Source organism: Novipirellula rosea (genome assembly GCF_039541335.1).
GTDB lineage: Bacteria > Planctomycetota > Planctomycetia > Pirellulales > Pirellulaceae > Novipirellula > Novipirellula rosea.
The window spans coordinates 143790-163369 of record NZ_BAABGA010000024.1 but is presented as its reverse complement, the minus strand read 5'-3'; the positions used below and the strand labels follow the sequence as shown (position 1 = coordinate 163369).

Genomic DNA, 19580 nt, shown 5'->3' with positions numbered 1-19580 from the left:
TTCAGCGGCTTCGTGAGGACTGATCAGCCTCCGCGCTATCCGTTTAAAGTGCGTGCTTGAATTCGTCGGTGGTCTCGACTGCGATCTCGTCGTCACGGTGGTTCAGTACAACTTGTGCAATGACGTCTGACAACCGCTTCTGTTGCAATCGTTCATCGAGTTCGCGCCACTGTTTCCTGAACGCGAGTTGCAATCCGGGTGCGTCATCCTCGATCTTAGAAAGCATGCTTCGCTTGTCCTTGCTCCCTTCGACGCCAACTCAAAGAAGTCTCTAACGATGATGGCTGGATCCGGATCGACAAGATCCTTGCCCTGGACGGCGCCCATCCACAGTTCATCGTGCGACGCCCAGTCGGAACGGTGAAGGATAGTGGGCTCACGCTGTGGTGCGTTATCGGCTTGAGTGTCATCGCTCATGACTAGCCTCCAAGTTTGTTGTTTTGGTGAATGATCGAATCAGGAGCCCTCAGTGTGCGCGAGTGCCGAAAGTGTCTGGCACTGACGACATCGTATCCGCGATCCTGTTACAAATTAAGCTCGCAACGAACTGTTGCTATAGTTCGTCGTCAAGCAAACTGATACTTCCCCGTTTTCTAATAGCAAGATGCCCCAGAGCTACGAAACCGTTTTAACAAAATACGCGGTCCCCAATCGGCGAGGCGTTTGGACCACATTCGGCTCGGGAGGCTCGTGGGAGTCCATCCTTTTTGATGCCGTTGGCGACGACCCGGCGGACATGTTTCGGCAGATGACCGATGTTCAGAGCGTAACCAAGATCGAGAAGCGAGATGTGCTTGCGAAGTATTTTGACTCACCGGACGGAGCCTGGTCGCTCTTGATTCAGCCTCAACACCAGAAATGGAACTGGCTCGCTGGGCCTTCGACGTTTCAGGAAATCATCAGAGCAATTGCCAGAACTGAGCCGGGTCGTTGGTTGAGAACCGGCTACCAAAAGACAAGTGGTGCACTCTATGTTGAACTGTATGAAGCAGGGCGACGACGGTTGTTTTTCTCTAGTGATGGTGCTGCATGGGATGAACCCGAAGACGATGAGGACGAGCTTGATGGATTCTTGGAATTTGAATCCGACGACTACTCTGCCAATTGGCCGCTCGAGTACCAGACCATTGACGATGTTCATCAACAATTGATGATTGATCTCGACGCTTATGACCCGTGCTGTGTTTGGGATGGGCATTTGTTCGCTATGCATAGTGATGCGCTTGCCGAACAAAACATTGCAAGGGTCGACTTGATTCGGTTTGGCAGTTCAAAAACGACGCCTTCCAAGCGTCGATCGAAAGCTCAAAAGACCACGAACACCGATCTTGTCCACGGAATCCAAAAACACGATCTTGAGCGTGTTCGACACGCACTCGCGAATGATGCTAATCGAACCAAGTTGCCGGGCACTCCGTCGACGGCGATTGGGTTGGCAATCACCTACTTGAACTGGCATTTCCCCAACTCGGTAAAAATTGTGCTGGCAGTTCTGGATGCGGGTGCGGATCCGAACGATGGTGGTTTCCGCCAGCCTAATCCGATGGCAATCTTGGTGGATCATTCGACCGTTCTGGCAACGGACGCGGTAGGACTGATCGATTCCCTGGTGAAAGCCGGTTGCGATTTCAAACAACTTTCAGACATGCCGTGGGATACCGTTAAGAAAACTTCCTTGGACATCGCGGTTTCCAAGAACCGGATCGACCTTGTTTTATGCCTGCTTTCACACGGCGACGGTGATCTGGACGCTGGGAACAGTTCGGACGCGATCCCTGCACTTGTTGAGAAATCGTTACAGAGGATGGGTGACTGCGGAGACATTCAACCGCCGCCTGGATTGCGTGCGGAACTAAGCGAATTTGTGCGTGAAGAATATCCCCGCGAATCCATGCGGTACCTAGCCGGTCGTTTGGCATTTTACGAAGAGCAATTTCAAAGGCAGTCTCGCGACGCTTTACAATCTTTGTCGGACGCGGTCCCTAAGATCATGGACCGATTGACGAAAATTGTCCGGGGCGAAAAGAACCCACCTCGAAAAAAGTCGCCAGTGCTTTTTGAACCTGATCTCGCGACTGCGATGTCACTCCCCGAAAAAATCAAGCTGATGTCCGTTGAGCATCTAGATTGGGTTGATGTCGTGAGATTCAGCGAGATGGACCAAGCCATGCGTTGAGCCGGGTTTGAATCGATCGGATGCTACATCGAAGTGAACGATTCTCATCAATTGGAAACGTTCATTCATTCCGAAAAGAATCTGTACGGGATCATTACACAGCTTGGCGACCACATCTTCTGCTACACGTTGTATCACTATGCCCGCCAGCGATACGTTATTTCAATCGACTACGATATTTTTCGCTCGGAGGTGATCGAGGGGTTCTTTATGGAGCCGGCGATTAACAGCCCTTTCGACTCAGTCATACGCCAACTATTCGACTATCATGACTTTATCGAAACCAAGAGAAAACCGCTCGTGCCGGATGCTTCAACGTTTGAGAAAGATTACGCGCGAGGATACCAGACTTTTCGCACACGATTGATCGCGACTATGCAACGGAGCGAAGACAATGAAAATGCCTAATTCAAATCACGAGGCGATGATCGAAGCGATATGCGATGGAAAGCTGCCAGAGGTGAAGCAATGGTTGGACGAAGGTGTTCCGCCCGACGGACCTCCGCAGTGTCCCGCTTTTGCAAGGCCTTTAGCGTTAGCGCTAAGCGGCGGTCATCTTGAGATTGCCGAACTGCTGATCGCCCGAGGTGCGAGTCAAGCTACAGGCGTCGAGGCGCTCAAGGATTGCATTGACAACTCGGACCTGAGCGAATGGATTGACCGGCTGATTGCTGACGCCAACCCTGACCTAAGCAAAAAGTTCCAGGAAGCGTTCGTGCATGCCTGTGAGGAGGGCAAACGCGAAATTGCTGAAAAGCTGTTGGCGGTTTGCCCAACGCCTGCTGAGTTCACGTTTCGTCGTTGCCCACTCAGGCAAGCGATTTGTTCATTGCAAACAGAGACCGTGCTGTGGCTACTCGAGATCGGATTCGGACCGCAAAGTCATCTGGCAAACGAGGGACCGCCCGTCGTTTACGCAGTCCTCGCAGATGAACCGAAGGTGCTCGAACGATTGCTCGAGGAAGGCCAACCAGTCGACCAAAAAGTCGGTGGACATCAAACGGTTTTCACATGCATTCCCAAGCTGTACTCACGGCTTCGTCATGTGCGAGACTTTCCCAAAAACGACAAATATGAAGTGTTTCACGAGGGCAGTCTCTTGCACGTGGCAGCGGTGGCGGGCAGTCCGAAGTGTGCGGCTTTACTTTTGGAAGCCGGTTTGGACGCACAGGCGATTGATAGCGAAGGAAGAACGCCGGCGATGTTGGCAAGCATCGGTGGCGAACACACAGCGGACGTGCTGAAGTTGCTGCCGGAACCCGACCTGACTGATGAGACGGCACTGGTTGATCTGGCAACGCGAGGAATACGCGATGGTGATGTGTCGGCTGTCAAGAAAGCAATCGAGAATGGGTTTGACATTACGACTCCTGTGAAAACCACCTACGGCGTCGTTTGGACACCGTTGACATTCGCGGCGATCCAAGGCAATGTCGATATATTGCGTGAACTGATCGCTGCGGGAGCCGAACTCAACCGCTCAGACTGGACAGACTCTAAGCGTCCAGTGATGAAGGGAATTCGCTACTTGTACGAGAACGGAGGTCTGGGAATGTTCGCCGATCCTGCGGCACCGATTGATCGAACTGCGCTGGGTTGGGCAGCCCTACATGGACATGTAGATTCGGTTCGCATTCTGATCGATGCGGGCGCAGACCCATCTTCGATGGACGCTCTTTCGATGACCGCACTACACACCGCTGCACTGGGGAACCAGGCAGATGTCATTTCTTTTCTCGTCGATGCTGGTTTCGATTTGCACGCCGAGGCGTTTGACAAGATGACTCCGCTGCATGTTGCTGCCGAGGTCAACGCAATTGCATCGGTGAAGAAGCTCGTTGAACTGGGTGCCGATCCAACGCGATTGAACAAACGCAGCGAGAGTCCGTATCTTGCGGCGAAGTCGTGCGGGAAACCAGGGGCATATCGATTTCTGGAGTCCCATACGCCTGCGGAGCTTCGCAAGAAAAAACGCAAACCCAAACCGCCGCCACCTTCGTTGATCGGCGGGAACGACGAACGAAAAAAGATTCTTGCTGCTGCAATGAAGCGATTCGGGAAGAACGCGAAACAGCTATGCAACCAGAAAACGCGAGATCGGCTTGCCCAGGTAGCAACATCGGATCCGTTCCTCGCAATCGCTGAAACTGTTCGCAAGAAAATGAGATTCACCGAGTGGGGGAGGTGGGACGATTACCCACATATTCTGTGGTGCGAAAACGTAAGAATTACGGATGCGAGGTTACTGAAGCTGCGAGCTGAGTTTTTGCCCAACGACGCTTTTCTTACGCGAGGACTGTTGCGAAGCGACGACGGATACAGAGTTTACCTTTTGCCTACGAGTGACATGTTCGAAGTCTTCGCCGCTTTTGGCGTTAACGGTATCAACATGGGGATGCACGACGAGTTACTGTTGGCGTGGTTGATGGACCTGCACGATCGGCACCCCTATCAATTAATCAGTGTCAGCCACGACGGGCTGGAACCTCGTTTTGATGCTCCTACGAAAGATTCCAACGCTTTGATGCAGGAGTTGTTAACCATTTGTCCGCCCGAGGACGATGAACACTCCGCCACCCAATGGCTACGCAAACGACTCGCAAGTAAGACACCGCAACCATTCTTATGGTGGGACTGAGTCGAGGAGATGTCGAACCGGGAAACGACGTAGCGAAAAAGGTAACATAAAGTATGGTTTTCTCTTTCTGTTGCTGGCGATCGCAATAGGAGTGGTCTCAGTTCGCGGCGGTCCGTGGGCTTGGTTGCTTTTTTATCCAGCGTTCTCGTTTGGCGTGGTTTCGTCTGCCTATTTGTTTTCCGCACCGGGAGTGTTCGGTAATCGTTCTGATGGGCGACGATCAAGGCTTGGAACGGTTTTGGCTTCGCTTTCAGGCTCGCTCGGACTAAGCTTCCCGCTGCTTGTTCCTGTGCAGACGCTGGTCGCGTAATCGCATCACGGGTGCTGCTGCGATGCCATGCACAATCACGGACAACACGACGGCAAACGAACAAACGGCCCATAACGTGTCTTCATTGGAAAAACTCTCCGTTTCCGCTCCATAGGCAAGATAAAACAGACAACCGATGCCTCGTACTCCAAAGAAACTGACGATGCCGCGGTCGAAGAGGGAAAGCCTCTGTTCTCCCAGCAGGCTAATCATTCCGGCAACTGGGCGTAGAACGAACACCAATAGTAACCCTAGCGCGGCCCCTGCCCATGTTAGCGGAGCCAGCAAACCACCAGCGATCGCACCGCCGAGGGCGAGCAGGGTGACCGTCATAAAGAGCTGCTCCGTTTGTTCGGCAAACGCATGCATCGATCGATGCGATTGCATCGTCTGTTCGCTGTGCCGGATCGTGACTCCCCCGATGAACACCGCCAGGAAACCATATCCTCCCAAGATCTCGGTCACTCCGTACAACAGCAGTGTCGCCGCTAGTGATCCGACGCCGGCCCTCATTCTCTCCTGTTCGGATTCCACCGGCACCCGCAATAGCAAGCGAGACAACCCCCAGCCGATCGCCGTACCAGCAATGAGCGCCACGACAAGCCGATAGACGAGATCGACCAGTACCCACTGGCCGATCCAGTTCGTTGGCGATAGCCCCTCGTTGAGCATCAGAATCGCAAGGTACGTGAAGGGAAAGGCCAACGAGTCGTTGAGTCCAGCTTCGGCCGTAAGTGTGAACCGCAGCTCGTCCTCTTTCTCGGTGGGATCCGTCTCGTTGGAGGCCTCCTCGCTCTCGGCCTGCTTGCTGCCCTCGGGAATCTCCTCGTCCGGCTTCCCAACCTGCACGTCCGACGCCAGGACGGGGTCGGTCGGAGCCAGTGCGGCCCCCAGTAACACCGCAGCCGACGCTTCGAGGCCGATCAAGTACCAGGCAAGAGTCGCGACCCCGGCGATCGTCAGAGGCATGCAGATGCCTAGCAGTCGCCACGTCGCACTCCAAGTGCGCCACTGCAGGAGCCGATCAATTTTCAGCCCCACGCCCATCAACGAGACAATCACGCCAAGTTCGGTCAGATGCAAGGCGATCGCGCCGTGTTTCCTGGGGTCGAGCGAAGGGAGGTCCAGTGGCAAAGCGAAGGCGGCGTAGCCAGCTGAAAGTGCGAGAATTGGAAACGAAAACGGATAACCTTGAAATCGGTGCAATAGTGTCGCCAGACCAAGAACCCCCAAGCCCACGACCACGAGGGATAGATCGTAAGCTTCCAAAAAGGTGAGGGTGTCTGTTAGGGTGAACAAAAACGCGACTCCCGCCAATCCATTGTGATGGATGGTGGGACAACACTTGCACCATCCGACATTTTCTTTCGTCCCCCGCGATCCTGTAGCAAATCGCAGGCCAGGGTGGTCAACAATGTAGTGAATCCAGCGTGACGCAGGCGTTCAAGCTGGTTGTTGGGTGCCGTTGGCTGGTTCCTTTGGTGAATTGGTATTACGAATACCACATGCTCCAGCCAGACATGGGGCATCTCGTGAACGTTTCATTTGCCGAAACCTCTGCGGACCGTTTTATCTCGCAATTCATACTTGATTCCATTGACGCGAACGGATTTCTGTCGGCACGAATCTGGTTAACCCTACCGAGCTCTCTCCTACATAACCCTGAGGGCGATCGCCGTTTTGTACGGTTCCCTAGCGGCGTGGAAGGTTCCATCTACGCCAGCCTCGAATCGCTCACCGAAAGCATCCTTGGTCGCGAAGGGAAACGCGATGACGGAGCCGCCATGAGAATCGGCCGCTGTCTCATCGACGCCAACTGGGGCCACTCCACCAACGTCGTCTACCAGTTCTGCCGACAAAGCCCACATGCTTCGATCTTACTACCATCCAACGGTCGTTTCGTCGGAGCATCCTCCAACCCATTCAGCGAATACAAACGTCGACCAGGTGATCGCGTCGGACTCAATTGGCGAGTCCCCTTGATCCACGGCAAGCGGGCGATCCGCCACGTCATCTATGACACGAACTGGTGGAAGTCCTTCACTCACGCACGCCTCGCCGTCGCGATGGGCGACCGAGGCTGGCTCTCCATCTTCGGAACCCAATCCGAAACCCACCGCATGTTCGCCGAACAAATCACCGCCGAGTATTTTGTCAAAACCGAAGGTCGAGGCCGAACCGTCGACGAATGGAATCCCCGCCCCGAACAACCCGACAACCACTGGCTCGACGGCCTAGTAGGCACCGCCGTCGCCGCGTCGATGCAGGGTTCTTTGCTGTACGGAACAGATTCCATTGCAAGCATTCAACCAACGCGAAAAAGCGTCATGGAAATGCAACGCAATCGACGTTCGTAGTTTGTTGTTACGTCTCGACCGCATGCACAGATAGCATCAACGTCTACGTTGCATTGATTAAAGTCATAAATTCGTCATTCGAGGCGAGCGATCTATAGACGAGCGACTTATAGTAGTTTCTTCCAAATTGTGTCGCGAGCCCCGCAGCTGAACTTTCAAGATTCGACTCCACTCGTGCGCGTCGTTTTGAATGAGCAACTGCCACGACCTCAGACACGAATTCAGCGCCGAATAAATTGTATCTTTCAATTAGATTAAGGGTGTCGAATTGTTGTTGCAATCTGCGAAAGACAACTCGCTGCATTCCCGCCGGTTTCGTAAGCCTAAACTCAACCTTGGCTCTGTTTCCCCTTGGAAAAGAAATATCCACCTCGATGAACTGCTCATTCGGAACGTCGTCAAAATAGAGACTTACGATCGCGCGATCGCCATTGTGCAACCATTTGCTACCCTTCATTCGATTGCAACGACTGCATGCTGGAACAAGATTTCTCGGAAGAACTGAAAATTCGGGAAACTTGTTCTTAGGCAGGTAATGGTCAACGCAATCAATTTCGCCGAACAAACAATATTGACAGACAATCGATCCGTTCTCTGGAGCGATCTTTAAGAGACGCTCGATGAGGCTGTTCAACGGCTTTGTCGGCGACTCGAAACAATGCCTAAGATCGTTTGACCTTACCTTGCTTAAGCTTAGTGTTGAAAGTGATTCTAACTTGTCAGCGCATGACTCATACTCTCCGTAACGTTTCTCAATAATCGCCCATATGTTCTCGAGCCTTTTTTTTCGGGCTCCCCGCTTGGCGCCGACAATGCTTGAATAGGTGTCTTCATCACAGTCCGTGATTGGTTTTAGGACAGCCATACTAATCCTTCACGCTTTCCAATGCGCTCAATGCGTTAAAGCTTAGCCCACGCTGGAATAACGCAACGATCTCGTCATCTGTCAATTCCGACGCTGCGTCTTTAAACCAATCGTGATAAAGACTTGGCGATGCGTTCGTTTGAAAGATTTCTTGTGTAATCGCTGTAAGATTTTCACCAAAGCACTCCCGCACGAGTTCACGGACGGTCGTTAGATCTTTTGTGCGTATGAAGAGCCGAACATATTGCGAGGGAATCTGTTGAATCACCAAGGGTGAGTGCGTTGCAACAATGGCGAAGGAATCGAATTCGCGAAGCAAGCCACTTAGACTCAATAGTAGACCCGCAACGGAATTAGGGTGTTGGTGAAGTTCTGGTTCGTCGAAAAGAACGATAGAGTCATTCTCGATTGAAGCGACCAACTCCGTGATTGTGGACAAGAGAACTAGTTGGCCAGAGCTGAGCCGCGGAGAAGGACTCTGGCTATTGTGGTTTCTGGGATAGAGGTAGTTCCGAATGTCCTCCATTACCTTCGTATCCAATACTGAGTCAATCATATTCGTCCAAAGCTCAATCCGTTTCAGCTCTGCCACCTTTGCAGCAGCATCTTTTGACTTTTTTAATAGCCGTCGCCGATCGAGTAACTTGCCTTCGGCGTCGTAGATCCCGCAGTAGATATAGCTGAACGTGCGTTTCGTTTTCGGCTTGTTGAACCGATCGAATGCGCTGTACGACATCGCTATTACCCGACGAAATGCGGGGCGAGAAGGCAAGAACTTCCCTACGTTCACTTCATCACCGCTCAGCGCAGCAGCTAGTCGCCCAAGCAGCCAGGTTTTTCCCGTTCCATTCTTTCCAATGAGGGCCATAACACGGTCTGGCAGAAGTGGTTGGTTTCCGAGTTCAACAGACAGTTCGTGGGGTGACGACGCTCCTTGCATCTTCACCCGAAATAAGAACGAGCACTTCGACGTAGTTTTTGGTGCGGTTGGCTTGAAAAGGCTACCTGCATCACGCAGTACAACGCTGGCCTCGCTGTAACGGGTGAGGGATGTGGAGAAAACATCAAGCGAACTGAATTGTTCGTACAAATTAGGTTGAAAAACAACATCACGAAGAGCGACAAGTATTTCTTCTCGTGTTTTTTTTGGAAGTTTGCGAATGGCGCGGTAGTAATCAATCGATTGTCCGAGTGAGAAATGGTCGTCCGCCAATTGCTCAAATTCTTCATCCAAATTTGTCTTCTTATGCTGCTTCGCACTTGAAATTTTCACTGGTCCAAGCTCGACAACTTTTCCAGTCGTCAAGTATTTGAGAGTAAAGAGAGTCACAAAACCGAAGTCGTTCCATGTGTCGGGAGTAAGCGTCGCATACGGGACTTTGGCTTTCCGCGATACGCGTCCTTGTCTGCCAACAATGTAGAACTTCATTGACTAATTCCTATTTGAGAATCGTATAGACACGCAGATCATCTGCGAATCGTAGTAGCGGGATTAGAATTCTCAGCAGTTTATCGAATTGAAGCATGCTGGTTAAGCAGGTCGAAGTCAGTCAGCGTCGATGCAAATCCGTTCTCAAAGTTTTTCTCCGTATCAACTGGGTTGACCGTCGCGAGCGATTCGCGGGTCGGAGGCGAAAATGGGGTTCCGCAGTAGGTTGTTGTCGGGGAGGTTACCCCGTAGATGTAAATACCAAATTTTGTCGAAACGTAAAATTCTGGTTTACCTGTGGCTCGCTTCTCCTAAGTAACCCTAAGAGAGACGTTTGTTTGCGAGCGAGTGAGTGCTGGCGATGGCTGATGACCTTAACGATGTAATCCGTGAGAACGCTGCAGGGCCTGCGAAGGCGTCCGGCGATGCTGGATCGGTTGAGCAGTACAAACTGACAGAGCAAATCGCTGCCAACAAGCATCTCGCTGGCAAGGAAGCGGTTCGCAAAGCAAATCGCGGTTTGCGTTTTAACATGATCGTGCCGCCCTCGGCTGGCTGATTAGCAGGCGGGAGGCTTCAGGCCGGAGTCCGGAGCAAACTCAACTCGCCTACAGACTGCAGACTCAAAACTCGAGACTCAAAAAGGGCTGCCGGGGGCGACAGCAGGGTTGCAACACGGATGTTGAAGCGTTTGTCATGGATAATCGAGCAAGCATGGCCTGGTGGAGCTTCCCGTTTCTCTGTAACACCAGGATGCTCTCCCCGGCAGCCCTTCTTTTCGCGACTGCGGGCGAAGTACGACGCAGCGAACACGACGCTCGACAAGATGAAACATTGGTCGCGAGCCAATGGATTGTCGGCTGCGACTGCGAACTCGCCCGACGTGCGGCGAACGCTTCGCAATCGTTCGCGATATGAGGTCGCCAATAACTCGTACGCTCGCGGCATCACGCTAACACTTGCGAATGATGTCGAGTTCGGGATCCACGTCGACCATTTGGCGGAGAGCTTCCCGAAACAGGTCCGCAACGTCGACAATTGGTGTTGTTCCAACGGATGCAGCAAGCCGCAACAAAAGTGGCGAGTAGTTTTCGTCTTCAAGCTTGCACAAATTCAACCGCTGTTTAGGAACTCGGTATCCTAAAGTTTCAAGAAACTTAGGAAGGACTTCCTGCGTGACACCGGCCAAGTTTAGCTTTGTTACCTCAAAGTCAAAATCAGAAACAACGTCGAGGAGCAAGTCCGCCTCGCGGGTTGCGAACACCAAGCAGAAGCCAGCTTGATACGCCGATTTTATAAATTGGTTAGAAGGCAATTCATTCGAGTCAATCCAAAGACACATTCGTCCTGCGGAAGAGAGTGCCGCTGCAACGTGCTGTGGCAATGATCGTGCAGACATCAACGGACCGTAGTTTCGCATGTCCACTTGCTCGAAGACGGCAATGTACTCGTCGCGAATCGGGCTCTCGGTGGTTCGCAGGTCGGTTGGCGGCCAGAGTGTTGCTGATTCCCAATCCAGTCACATCGACCGAGCAGCTTGCAGGGCGCCAACCACATTCGGCGTGCCCAGTGGGGACATCGAAACCCGACGCATTGTCAAAGAAAACCGACCGTTTCCACGCGGGAAAACTTGATGTTTTTACAAAACAAGCTTCATTTTCGTAATAAGAGCGGTTTTCCCGAGCGAGAAAATGGAAGAAAACACGAGAATTGATGAGCAGTTCATGCTCGATAGGCTACGTCCGGGTGAGCTATTACAGCTCGGTTTGAGCGAAGTGCGGTTTGCCCAACTTTCCGTGGGACAGGCAGCTTGCTTGACATCCACAACAAAACTTGAAAGCCGGCGTTTGGAAAATTTTTCAGACGCCGGCTTTTTTCGTTGACGGATTGAAGTGCAAGCAAGAACCTGTCTCTTCGCGGCCTGGCAGTTATTTCGGGCTGCCCCCCGCAGCCGCCCCAATCCGGTCCACAACAACGGCAGCGGGCGGCTTTTGATCACCCGGGGCGTTACTAGTAGACCGGGCCTCCAATGGGCATCGAGCGGTTTCAAAATGTGGTCTCCGAGCAAAAGAAGGCTGTACATGCAGAAAGAGTGACGGACGCGGCTGGAACGTGTTGTCTGTGTTTGCTCAATCCGCCGATTGGCAAGTTGGCGGATACGGTTCTTGCAATCGGTACTGCGTGCCGCTTCGCGAGCCGACTGAACAGCAGGCAGCAATAACGCGATCAGAACACCAACGATCCCAATGACCACCAGTAATTCGATCAGCGTAAAGCCGCGCAAAGAGTTTTTTCTAACAATCAACATGAATAGGATGATCCGCAAAAGGTGCTATCAATCCGGTCCGACCGCCCACGATTGTAGTCGCGTTGCATATCGATTGTCAGTGATTTGGCCGAAATGAGTGAGCCCAGCGGAAATTGGTACCCAAAATATCCCTCACAACCCGTTGAGTTTCGTCCGGTTCAAACGGGTCGTGCTCAAGTTCATGTTCAAGTAACTCCAGCTTTTTTCGGATCAAATACCCCTGCATTCGTTGGTAGGGTCGAACTTGGCCGGTGCGAATGAACGTGCCAACCTCCATTCGGCGACTCCAATCTTCCCAGACCGGCAACCAAAACAGCGCGTGATCGACCTGTCCGCTGTTCGCGGCTGACAAACACTCCGCTCGAGCCAGGCTGATCTCTTCGAGGCATTCGTCGGGCGAAGGGTAGTAGGCATAACACGCAACGACACTCAGCGCCACCAGCCCGGCCAACACCGTCGCTCCGATCACGCCCGGTGGAACCACGATGTCCAAGCCGCGACGCGGCTTTGCATCTTCGGTCTGCAGCGACGAAGCAAACGAACCCGCCTTGGCACTTGCGACCAACGACGCTTCGTCGATTTTCAACACGCGAAATACCAGTCCAAGCAGAGCGACGATTGCCAGTGCGATTAACGAAGCGATCATGCTGACGTCGGCCTCTTTGGCGACCAGATCGCCGATCGATTCGAGGCTGATCGAGTGAGTGGTCGACAGTGGGTTGGCGTAAATGTCGAACGCGTGGGTATGACCGGCTGGCTGGACGCCTGGTGGAACAAGCGGTTTGTTGATCGCATACGACAGCCCAACCACGATCATCAACAACAATGCAAACCATATCGACGCGGCCTTCGGTCCATAGTGACGTGCGAACCACAACGGAGTGGCAAAGTTCATGCCTGCCCCAAGAATCAACAACGTGAACGACGCCCCCGGCGAATTGGCATGTTGAAACATCATCCCCATTTGGCTCATGGCCAACATCGGTGTGGCATACACCGGAACCGCAACAAACAGCATTTTCAACGGTGCCCACCAATCGTCGCGTTCGACGGAGTGTTGCATCGCGCCGTAAGGCAACACGGCGGCCAGGACCGCCAGTCCAGACAAGGCGACAAGCGTGATCAACAGGGTCACCCCGGTGGCTTCGCGTGCGAAGTGGACGATGGTTGCGAAGATGCGGCGGAGTCCGATTAAATGGTCCGGTGTGAAATAGGCGTCCAGTCGATCATCGGCATCACAATCGGCATCGCAGGCTGGAAGCCGACGCCACTTTGAAAACGCATCCCAAAACAGACCGAGCGCCGTCACCACCACCAACGAGCCTAATGCAAACAAGATGATTACCAACGGACGACTGAGCGTCAGCCCGTACAGCAGCGACAATGGATTAAATAACGGAGCCGACAACGCGAACGCCGACATCGCCCCCGGTTTCACCTTCACACGTCGCATTTCAAACAAGATTGGCAACACGCCGATCGAACAAACCGGCAACAACATTCCGACCAACCACGATTGCGGCAGCGATTGCCACCTGTCGCCACCGAACAATCGACGTGTTCCCGTGGCGCCGAGGTAGTAACGCAAAACCGATGCGATCAGCAGTCCGACCAACAACGTCGGTGCCGCTTGCGTGAATCCTTGCAGGACGCGAATCAGTCCGCCGACCAGCATCATCGAAACGGATTGATTCATGATTGGTCCTTTGCAAGGCGGTTCAGTTGCGGAGGAATTTTGTTGACAGCTTCATCCACCAGATCACAAAGCGATTCGATTTGCTTGCGATTCTCGTTCGTCAGAGCGCCTTTGGCGGCACGCAGGTTTGCCGCCAGCGATTCGCTGGCGTTGTACAGCGGCAACCAGTCGGCTTCGGCAAGGTTCGTGTCGGCGGCAACTTCCGCCGTCCAACTGATTAGCTCTTCGATTTCGTGCAGCGTTGACTCGCTCGCGTTTTCGATCGCGAGTCGTTCCCGCAACTTCACCGCCACGTCGGCAAGATCGGCGGGCCAATGCTCGGCGACGACGTGATCGTGTTCAAAGTGCGACGTTTTGACGGCGGTGTCGGGAGTGCAGCCAACCAGAAGAACCAATGCGAGCGCCGTAGGAGCCCAGGCACTGGCTGCCGTTCCCCCCATGCTCGATCGACTAAAAACTCGATTCCAACATTTCATCATCGGTACTCCGGCGCGGGAACGGCATCCAACAAACGGTTGATCACTCCGTCAACATCGTCGGTTGTTGTCAGCAAACGCACTGACAAGACCGGCCTCGCGACGTGCAGTACATCACTCGGCGTGACGAAACCACGGCCTTGCAGGAGCGCCCACGCCTGAGCGATCCGTTGCCACAACAACATGCCCCGGGGGCTAACCCCCAACTCAATCGCTGCGTCCTCACGAGTCGCCTCCACTAAATCCACCAAGTACTCACGCACTCGCGGGTGCACCGTGATTGTTCGCACTTGTTCCTGGATTCGTGCGAGTTCATCCAACGAAAAAACGGCGGACGAATCTTGGCGGGACAAATCCGCTCGCGATGCCGCTTCCAAAATGTCGATCTGCGACGCACGATCGGGGTAGCCGATTTTCAGTTTGATCGTGAACCGATCCAATTGAGCTTCGGGAAGCGGGTACGCACCGTGCGAGTCGATCGGGTTCTGTGTTGCGATCACAAAAAAGGTTTTTGCCAACGAATACGGCACCGCGTCGATCGTCACCTGGCGTTCGGCCATCGCTTCGAGCAACGCGCTTTGGGTTCGCGGCGTCGTCCGGTTCAGCTCGTCGGCCAGCAAGACGTCCGAGAAAACCGGCCCCGCGTGAAATTCAAATTCGCGAGTCTTTTGGTTGAACAAATTGAACCCGGTCACGTCCGACGGCAACAAATCCGGCGTGCATTGGACTCGGGCCAGCTTTCCACCGACGCAGGCAGCGATCGCTTTGGCCAGCGTCGTTTTTCCCGTCCCTGGCAAATCGTCCATCAACAAATGACCTTGAGCCAATAGGCACGCGATGACCAGTTCGACCGCTTCGGTCTTGCCTAGCAGGACACGGTTGAGCTGACTTCGCAAACCATCGAGCGTTTCACCAACGCTTTCGACGTCGACCAATTCGTCAACCGGTTTTTTGAGCAATTTCATGCAGTCGCCTCGGTGGTTAGTTGACGGAGGACTTGAATTTTCAGCTTCATCATCAGCTCTCTGGAAACGGTGTGTTCGTGGAATCGGTTTTCGCCGCCAGCGAACGTTGCTTGGTCGGCAGCGTCACAAAACCGGCGGGCGGTCTCGCGTAGTTGATCATGGGTGGACGTGATCGCCAGCAGCCAATCCCGTTGCGGTTGTCCCGCGACACGAGGGCAACCGGCGTACTTGGCTCGCGTTTGCAACACTCGCATCGCAAGCGAAATGCGACCTCGGGGCCACACGATCACGCCGACGGGATACAGGGCGCTGAGCCCGATTTCGATCCAGAACAATCGCGTTGCAAACAGGAGCCCTGCGACGGCGAGCAGCGACATCATGTGTGGCCACCGCGCCATCGCAAACTGTTTCGCAACCAACCAAGTCGACGGCGTATAGATTGGTTCTTGGTACCCTGGTGTCGGTTCGACCTCGAACCAGCGACCATCGTTGAGTCGAATTTCTACCCAGACGTGAACATCTTCAGGCAATACATTGGTGTGACCTGCTGCAAGGTCGATGGCCGATGGTCGCACATAGAATCCGGTTACCAATCGCGATTGCAGACCTATCTCGCGGGCCATCAGTGCCGCCGTGGTCGCGAATAGATGATCGCCGCCACGACCGCTGCGAAGGAAGCCTTCGACGGGAACGGATGAATTATTCTCGACTGAACGATCGAAGGTGAAGTCTTCGCGAAGTTTCGCAACGATGGCTTGAAGTTTTTCGTAGGGGTGGTCCCGTCCGGCGGTCCACTGCGTAACAAGACTTGTCAACCGTTTCGGTGCCTCCTGCTTCACCCTTCCGCTTGCGGGAGAGTCGGACGCAGCGGCGGTCGAGGAGGGCTCTCCGGGGGGCAATTCGACATTTGGGTTTAAGTCAACGTTCGCCGTGCCATCGCTACGTTCGCCCGTCCCAGAGCGTGCAAGAAGTGTCAGTCCATCCCACAACTCATCCTCCATCACCTTCGTTGATGCGACATTCACGACCGTCAACTGCGGCACTTTCTCGCGTCCCGGCATGAAGAACGAACCATCGTCGTCGATCGCAAAGAAGTCTTGCCGATCGACGTCTTTGATGTGCAATGCCGATGTCATCATCGGCGTGGGCAACCGCACTGAATCCAATCGCAGCACCTTCAACAAGTTCACTTCGGTTGTCGATTTTACCAACGGTTCCGCCGCCGGATCACAAAACCAAGCCGCTCCGGCAATCTCTCGCCGCGTCAAGTTTTCATTGCGATGCTTCGCCTCGTTCGACCAATCCACACCGTCAAATGTGTCATAGCGATTCATCGCCAATCGGACTCCCGTCGGTCCGGCCCATTGGATGACCGCACGATCAGCGGCATCGTCCAGATGTAGATGTTTCTTTGCCGGCATCCGGTCGGTTGAAAATGAACTGCCCCCCTTCTCGCTCTTGGCTGTCTTCTCGTGAGCTTCCAGGACTCGGTCGGCCGTCATTCCTTGGCGTCGTTCCCACTTCGTTTTCTTCTTCGGTTCGCCGATCGTATCGCTGAACATGTCGAACAAAGTCGATTCAGTCGATTCCAAGAATAGGTCGGACTCGACCGCGCCAAACGATTCCGCGTGATCCTTGGCGGCGATCGCCGCGTCACCGCTGCCGACACCGCTGCGGGCGGCGGGGTCGGACCACTGCGAACCGCCGCTGGTTGGCATGAACCCGAACGTCAATCGGTTGGATTCCCCTAAACGATCTCGCGTGAGCAAGCCGACCGCGATGCAAATCGCCATCGCGGCAAAAACGGAAACAGGACGAATGCCCGATTCACGACGAACGTTTTCGACGCGACACAACTCGAGCCGTTCCCAGTGGTTGGCGACCAAATGCCAAACACAAATCGTCATCCACGCGATCGCTATCCAAACCGCATGGGGACTGTCCGAGATCGCGACTGCGAACAAGGTCAAGAATCCCGATGCGACCAACGACATCGCTCTCGACCGCTTGTCACTTGTTGATAAAGCCAGCGAAACAGCACCGAGGGTGGCCAGCGCCGTCATCTCAAAGGCGATCGGAGAACCAGTCACGCGAGCGATGATGGCGAAAACAATGGGAGTCGCAACCGTCGTGGATCTTGTCAACACCCAACCGACGATCCGCGGGACCGGCTGGCAACCTGTCATCTGGATTCGGGTAAACAGGCTGGCAGCCTGTCCTACAACGGTTGCGGCCATTACCGACAACTCGGCGATCAATAGTATTTTCGATTCGACAGGAAATCTTAACGATGCCACCGCCGCGACGGACAGCACCGCCAAGGCCACGGCTTCCACGGTTTTTCGCTCAAGCGGCAACGTTGGCATCACGCACCTCCCGCCAGAGATCCGTCATCGCGGCTGCCAAGTCTTCACGCGGACCAATCACGATTTCGCGAACGGCACCGCCGGCACGCCGTCCGCCGCGTGGGTTGTCAATCGTGACCAGCACACTGCCATTGGTTGATCCCGATATATGGATGCTTGCGTTTGCGCTGCCTCTCGTGGTGCAACGACATGCTTCGCCGTCGACGGGGACACTCGCCAGTGCATCAAGCATGTGACGTCTGCCTCGGGTGTCGAGTTTGTACGTCAACGGACGATCGCCCAATCGAACTCGGGTCTTGATTCGCGATTGATGCAAAGACGACAGCACACTGGCGGCGACTCGGGTCTGCCGAGCCAACGCTTCGCGATCGGCATGACAACGAGTGTCAACAAACACGTCCAGCGTCACCGATTGCGGCCCGCCACGTTCGGTCACGATCAACGAATCCGATCGAGCCGACGCGACCCAGTTGATGTGCTTGGCTGAATCACCATGACGCAGCGGGCGTACGCCGACAAAGTCGCCGCTCTGACCACCGCGACTGCCGTCTCCGTGGTCTGCGTTGGTCAAACCCACCAGCGGCAGCAACTCCGCAATCCGGTACACCCTCGGCCAAACCATCAGCGGTCTGGTGTCACTGATCGGACGACGGGCAGTCCAGATTCCGAACGGAAACGAACACGTGACCTGCGGGATCAAGATCGGATAAAGTCCACGCATCGTAGGCGTAACTTCAACGGCATAGTCCGCAGTGCACCGCGGCGGGACGCATGCCAGACCGACGGTTGGTTTTGATTCATCGTCGGAATCGCAATCCAAGTACCCTTCGATCGCCAGTCCCCAAACCGGCAACGGGATGCGATTGCGAACGCTCAGCACCATGCGGCATGACGTGCCTTCATGAACCGCATCGATTTCGGGATGCAGTCCGCAGCGGGTGACGCGAACCGCGATCCACGGCCACGCCATCCCGATCGCCATGATCGCAGTCAACGACGCAGCCAACGTCCAGCCAATGGGGCTGAAGTACAACCCAATCATCACGCTGATCGCGGTCGCCAGAGCGAACCATCCGATGGGTTCTTTGAGCCAATAAACGAAACGATTTGCCCACGGGCAAAAATCAGTCGTCATCAAACGCGACAACCAACCTTGCTCGTCGGGCGCAGCATGGACAATTGCCATGGGAGCGCACCTTCAAGTAGGAGAGATCCAGAGAGGGACGTGGCATCGGTAGTGGAGATTGCTAAAGATCCCCGTCCGCGCAGGGATCTTCAAAAAAATCTCCTACGCCAGGGACGGCGCACGCAAACAGCCTATGCCACGGATAAACAACGAACGTCTTCAAGCGCTCGGTGGCCCTCGGACAGAAACTCCGCTGCGAAAGATGGATTCGACCGAGACATCATCAAGCTCGGGCCGAACACGACAAATCGCCAGTGGCTCCCAGACCGCCATTGGGCTGGATGTCAGAATCGCGTGCCGCGAAGTGAACAGGTTCTGGCAAACATGGCACGATTCCGAATTGTGGGGAACCGATTCTTGCTGCGGAGTCGACGAATCGTCCTCGGGTGCTGCCTCCGTTTGGCGTTCCGATTCGCAATGGCAGTGGCTGCAGCAAGCAACCGCCGCCGTCTCGCTCGAATGACTCGCGACGGAACGATCAGCAGTCCCATGACAGCAACTCACATGGACCCACCCGGCGACGTTGCCGAGCAACATGGTCGCCAGCAAAAGGTAAGTCGTTAGAGGGCGGAGAGAGGACAAAGGATCGGAACTCGTGTAGAGCATAAGGTATTTTGGGACGTCGATATCCAACGTCTTATTCAACTCATCGGTCCGACCAAGGATTGAGCGAATTGTTATCGGGCGGTTACGCAGCGTCAAGCGAATGCGTTCGGCCCGCCGCGGATTTTCATCGGGCTTCATCCAATCTAAATGCTGAGTTCGCCATCAGCTTGATAGCACGAGAGAGCCAGGAGAAAAGTTTTTG

16 protein-coding genes and 1 pseudogene are annotated in these 19580 nt (G+C 54.3%); 7 read left to right on the top strand and 10 right to left on the bottom strand.

Features of this window, described 5'->3' with window-relative positions; all coding sequences use genetic code 11:
* Positions 1 to 43: 43 nt before the first annotated feature.
* On the bottom strand, positions 44 to 226 hold the full coding sequence (locus ABD971_RS09840; protein ID WP_339940469.1) for a hypothetical protein: 183 nt from the start codon (positions 224 to 226) through the stop codon (positions 44 to 46).
* A 378-nt stretch (positions 227 to 604) separates the two neighbouring features.
* On the opposite strand from ABD971_RS09840, the gene ABD971_RS09835 reads away from it, so the two are divergent.
* From ABD971_RS09835 to ABD971_RS09825, 3 genes are read left to right on the top strand one after another with little or no spacing between them, the layout of a single operon-like run.
* A complete protein-coding gene (locus ABD971_RS09835; protein ID WP_345321602.1) occupies positions 605 to 2176 on the top strand; it encodes an ankyrin repeat domain-containing protein in 1572 nt (523 codons plus the stop codon).
* Between the two features lie 33 nt (positions 2177 to 2209).
* Positions 2210 to 2584, top strand: a complete 375-nt coding sequence (locus ABD971_RS09830; RefSeq protein WP_339940472.1) for a hypothetical protein — start codon at positions 2210 to 2212, stop codon at positions 2582 to 2584.
* The gene (locus tag ABD971_RS09825) at positions 2577 to 4814 is read left to right on the top strand and encodes an ankyrin repeat domain-containing protein (protein WP_345321599.1); all 2238 of its coding nucleotides are present in this window, start codon (positions 2577 to 2579) and stop codon (positions 4812 to 4814) included. The genes ABD971_RS09830 and ABD971_RS09825 overlap by 8 nt, the downstream gene beginning before the upstream one ends.
* A 265-nt stretch (positions 4815 to 5079) precedes the next feature.
* On the opposite strand, the gene ABD971_RS09820 is transcribed toward ABD971_RS09825, so the two are convergent.
* Complete coding sequence (locus tag ABD971_RS09820; RefSeq protein WP_345321597.1) at positions 5080 to 6423, bottom strand: cation:proton antiporter; 1344 nt, start codon at positions 6421 to 6423, stop codon at positions 5080 to 5082.
* Positions 6424 to 6629: 206 nt separating this feature from the next.
* On the opposite strand from ABD971_RS09820, the gene ABD971_RS09815 reads away from it, so the two are divergent.
* Complete coding sequence (locus tag ABD971_RS09815) at positions 6630 to 7481, top strand: terminase gpA endonuclease subunit (protein WP_345321595.1); 852 nt, start codon at positions 6630 to 6632, stop codon at positions 7479 to 7481.
* A 43-nt stretch (positions 7482 to 7524) separates the two neighbouring features.
* Here ABD971_RS09815 and ABD971_RS09810 read toward each other — a convergent pair whose 3' ends face one another.
* Positions 7525 to 8346 carry an HNH endonuclease gene (locus tag ABD971_RS09810; protein ID WP_345321593.1) on the bottom strand — a complete coding sequence of 274 codons (822 nt, stop codon included), beginning with the start codon at positions 8344 to 8346 and terminating at the stop codon, positions 7525 to 7527.
* A 1-nt stretch (position 8347) separates the two neighbouring features.
* Positions 8348 to 9775 (bottom strand): AAA family ATPase, encoded by a 1428-nt coding sequence (locus ABD971_RS09805; RefSeq protein WP_345321591.1) that lies wholly within the window; start codon positions 9773 to 9775, stop codon positions 8348 to 8350.
* A gap of 361 nt (positions 9776 to 10136) precedes the next feature.
* Between ABD971_RS09805 and ABD971_RS09800 the strand changes: the two genes are divergently transcribed.
* On the top strand, positions 10137 to 10334 hold the full coding sequence (locus ABD971_RS09800) for a hypothetical protein (protein WP_345321589.1): 198 nt from the start codon (positions 10137 to 10139) through the stop codon (positions 10332 to 10334).
* A gap of 267 nt (positions 10335 to 10601) precedes the next feature.
* Positions 10602 to 10919 carry a hypothetical protein gene (locus ABD971_RS09795; protein ID WP_345321587.1) on the top strand — a complete coding sequence of 106 codons (318 nt, stop codon included), beginning with the start codon at positions 10602 to 10604 and terminating at the stop codon, positions 10917 to 10919.
* 999 nt (positions 10920 to 11918) lie between these two features.
* Here ABD971_RS09795 and ABD971_RS09790 read toward each other — a convergent pair.
* The 6 genes and pseudogenes from ABD971_RS09790 to ABD971_RS09765 all read right to left on the bottom strand — a co-directional run.
* A pseudogene (locus ABD971_RS09790) lies at positions 11919 to 12083 on the bottom strand (type II secretion system protein); the annotation flags it as partial.
* A gap of 76 nt (positions 12084 to 12159) precedes the next feature.
* Positions 12160 to 13779, bottom strand: coding sequence for a permease (locus ABD971_RS09785; RefSeq protein WP_345321585.1), 1620 nt, complete (start codon positions 13777 to 13779; stop codon positions 12160 to 12162).
* Positions 13776 to 14255, bottom strand: a complete 480-nt coding sequence (locus tag ABD971_RS09780) for a hypothetical protein (protein ID WP_345321583.1) — start codon at positions 14253 to 14255, stop codon at positions 13776 to 13778. The genes ABD971_RS09785 and ABD971_RS09780 overlap by 4 nt, the downstream gene beginning before the upstream one ends.
* A complete protein-coding gene (locus tag ABD971_RS09775) occupies positions 14255 to 15220 on the bottom strand; it encodes an AAA family ATPase (protein ID WP_345321581.1) in 966 nt (321 codons plus the stop codon). Before ABD971_RS09775 ends, ABD971_RS09780 begins: the two co-directional genes overlap by 1 nt.
* Entirely contained in the window at positions 15217 to 17586 is a 2370-nt protein-coding gene (locus tag ABD971_RS09770; RefSeq protein ID WP_345321579.1) for a transglutaminase-like domain-containing protein, read from the bottom strand. The genes ABD971_RS09775 and ABD971_RS09770 overlap by 4 nt, the downstream gene beginning before the upstream one ends.
* Complete coding sequence (locus ABD971_RS09765; RefSeq protein WP_345321577.1) at positions 17567 to 18772, bottom strand: DUF58 domain-containing protein; 1206 nt, start codon at positions 18770 to 18772, stop codon at positions 17567 to 17569. Before ABD971_RS09765 ends, ABD971_RS09770 begins: the two co-directional genes overlap by 20 nt.
* 133 nt (positions 18773 to 18905) lie before the next feature.
* Between ABD971_RS09765 and ABD971_RS09760 the strand changes: the two genes are divergently transcribed.
* Positions 18906 to 19235, top strand: a complete 330-nt coding sequence (locus tag ABD971_RS09760; RefSeq protein ID WP_339940513.1) for a hypothetical protein — start codon at positions 18906 to 18908, stop codon at positions 19233 to 19235.
* The last annotated feature ends 345 nt before the right edge of the window (positions 19236 to 19580 follow it).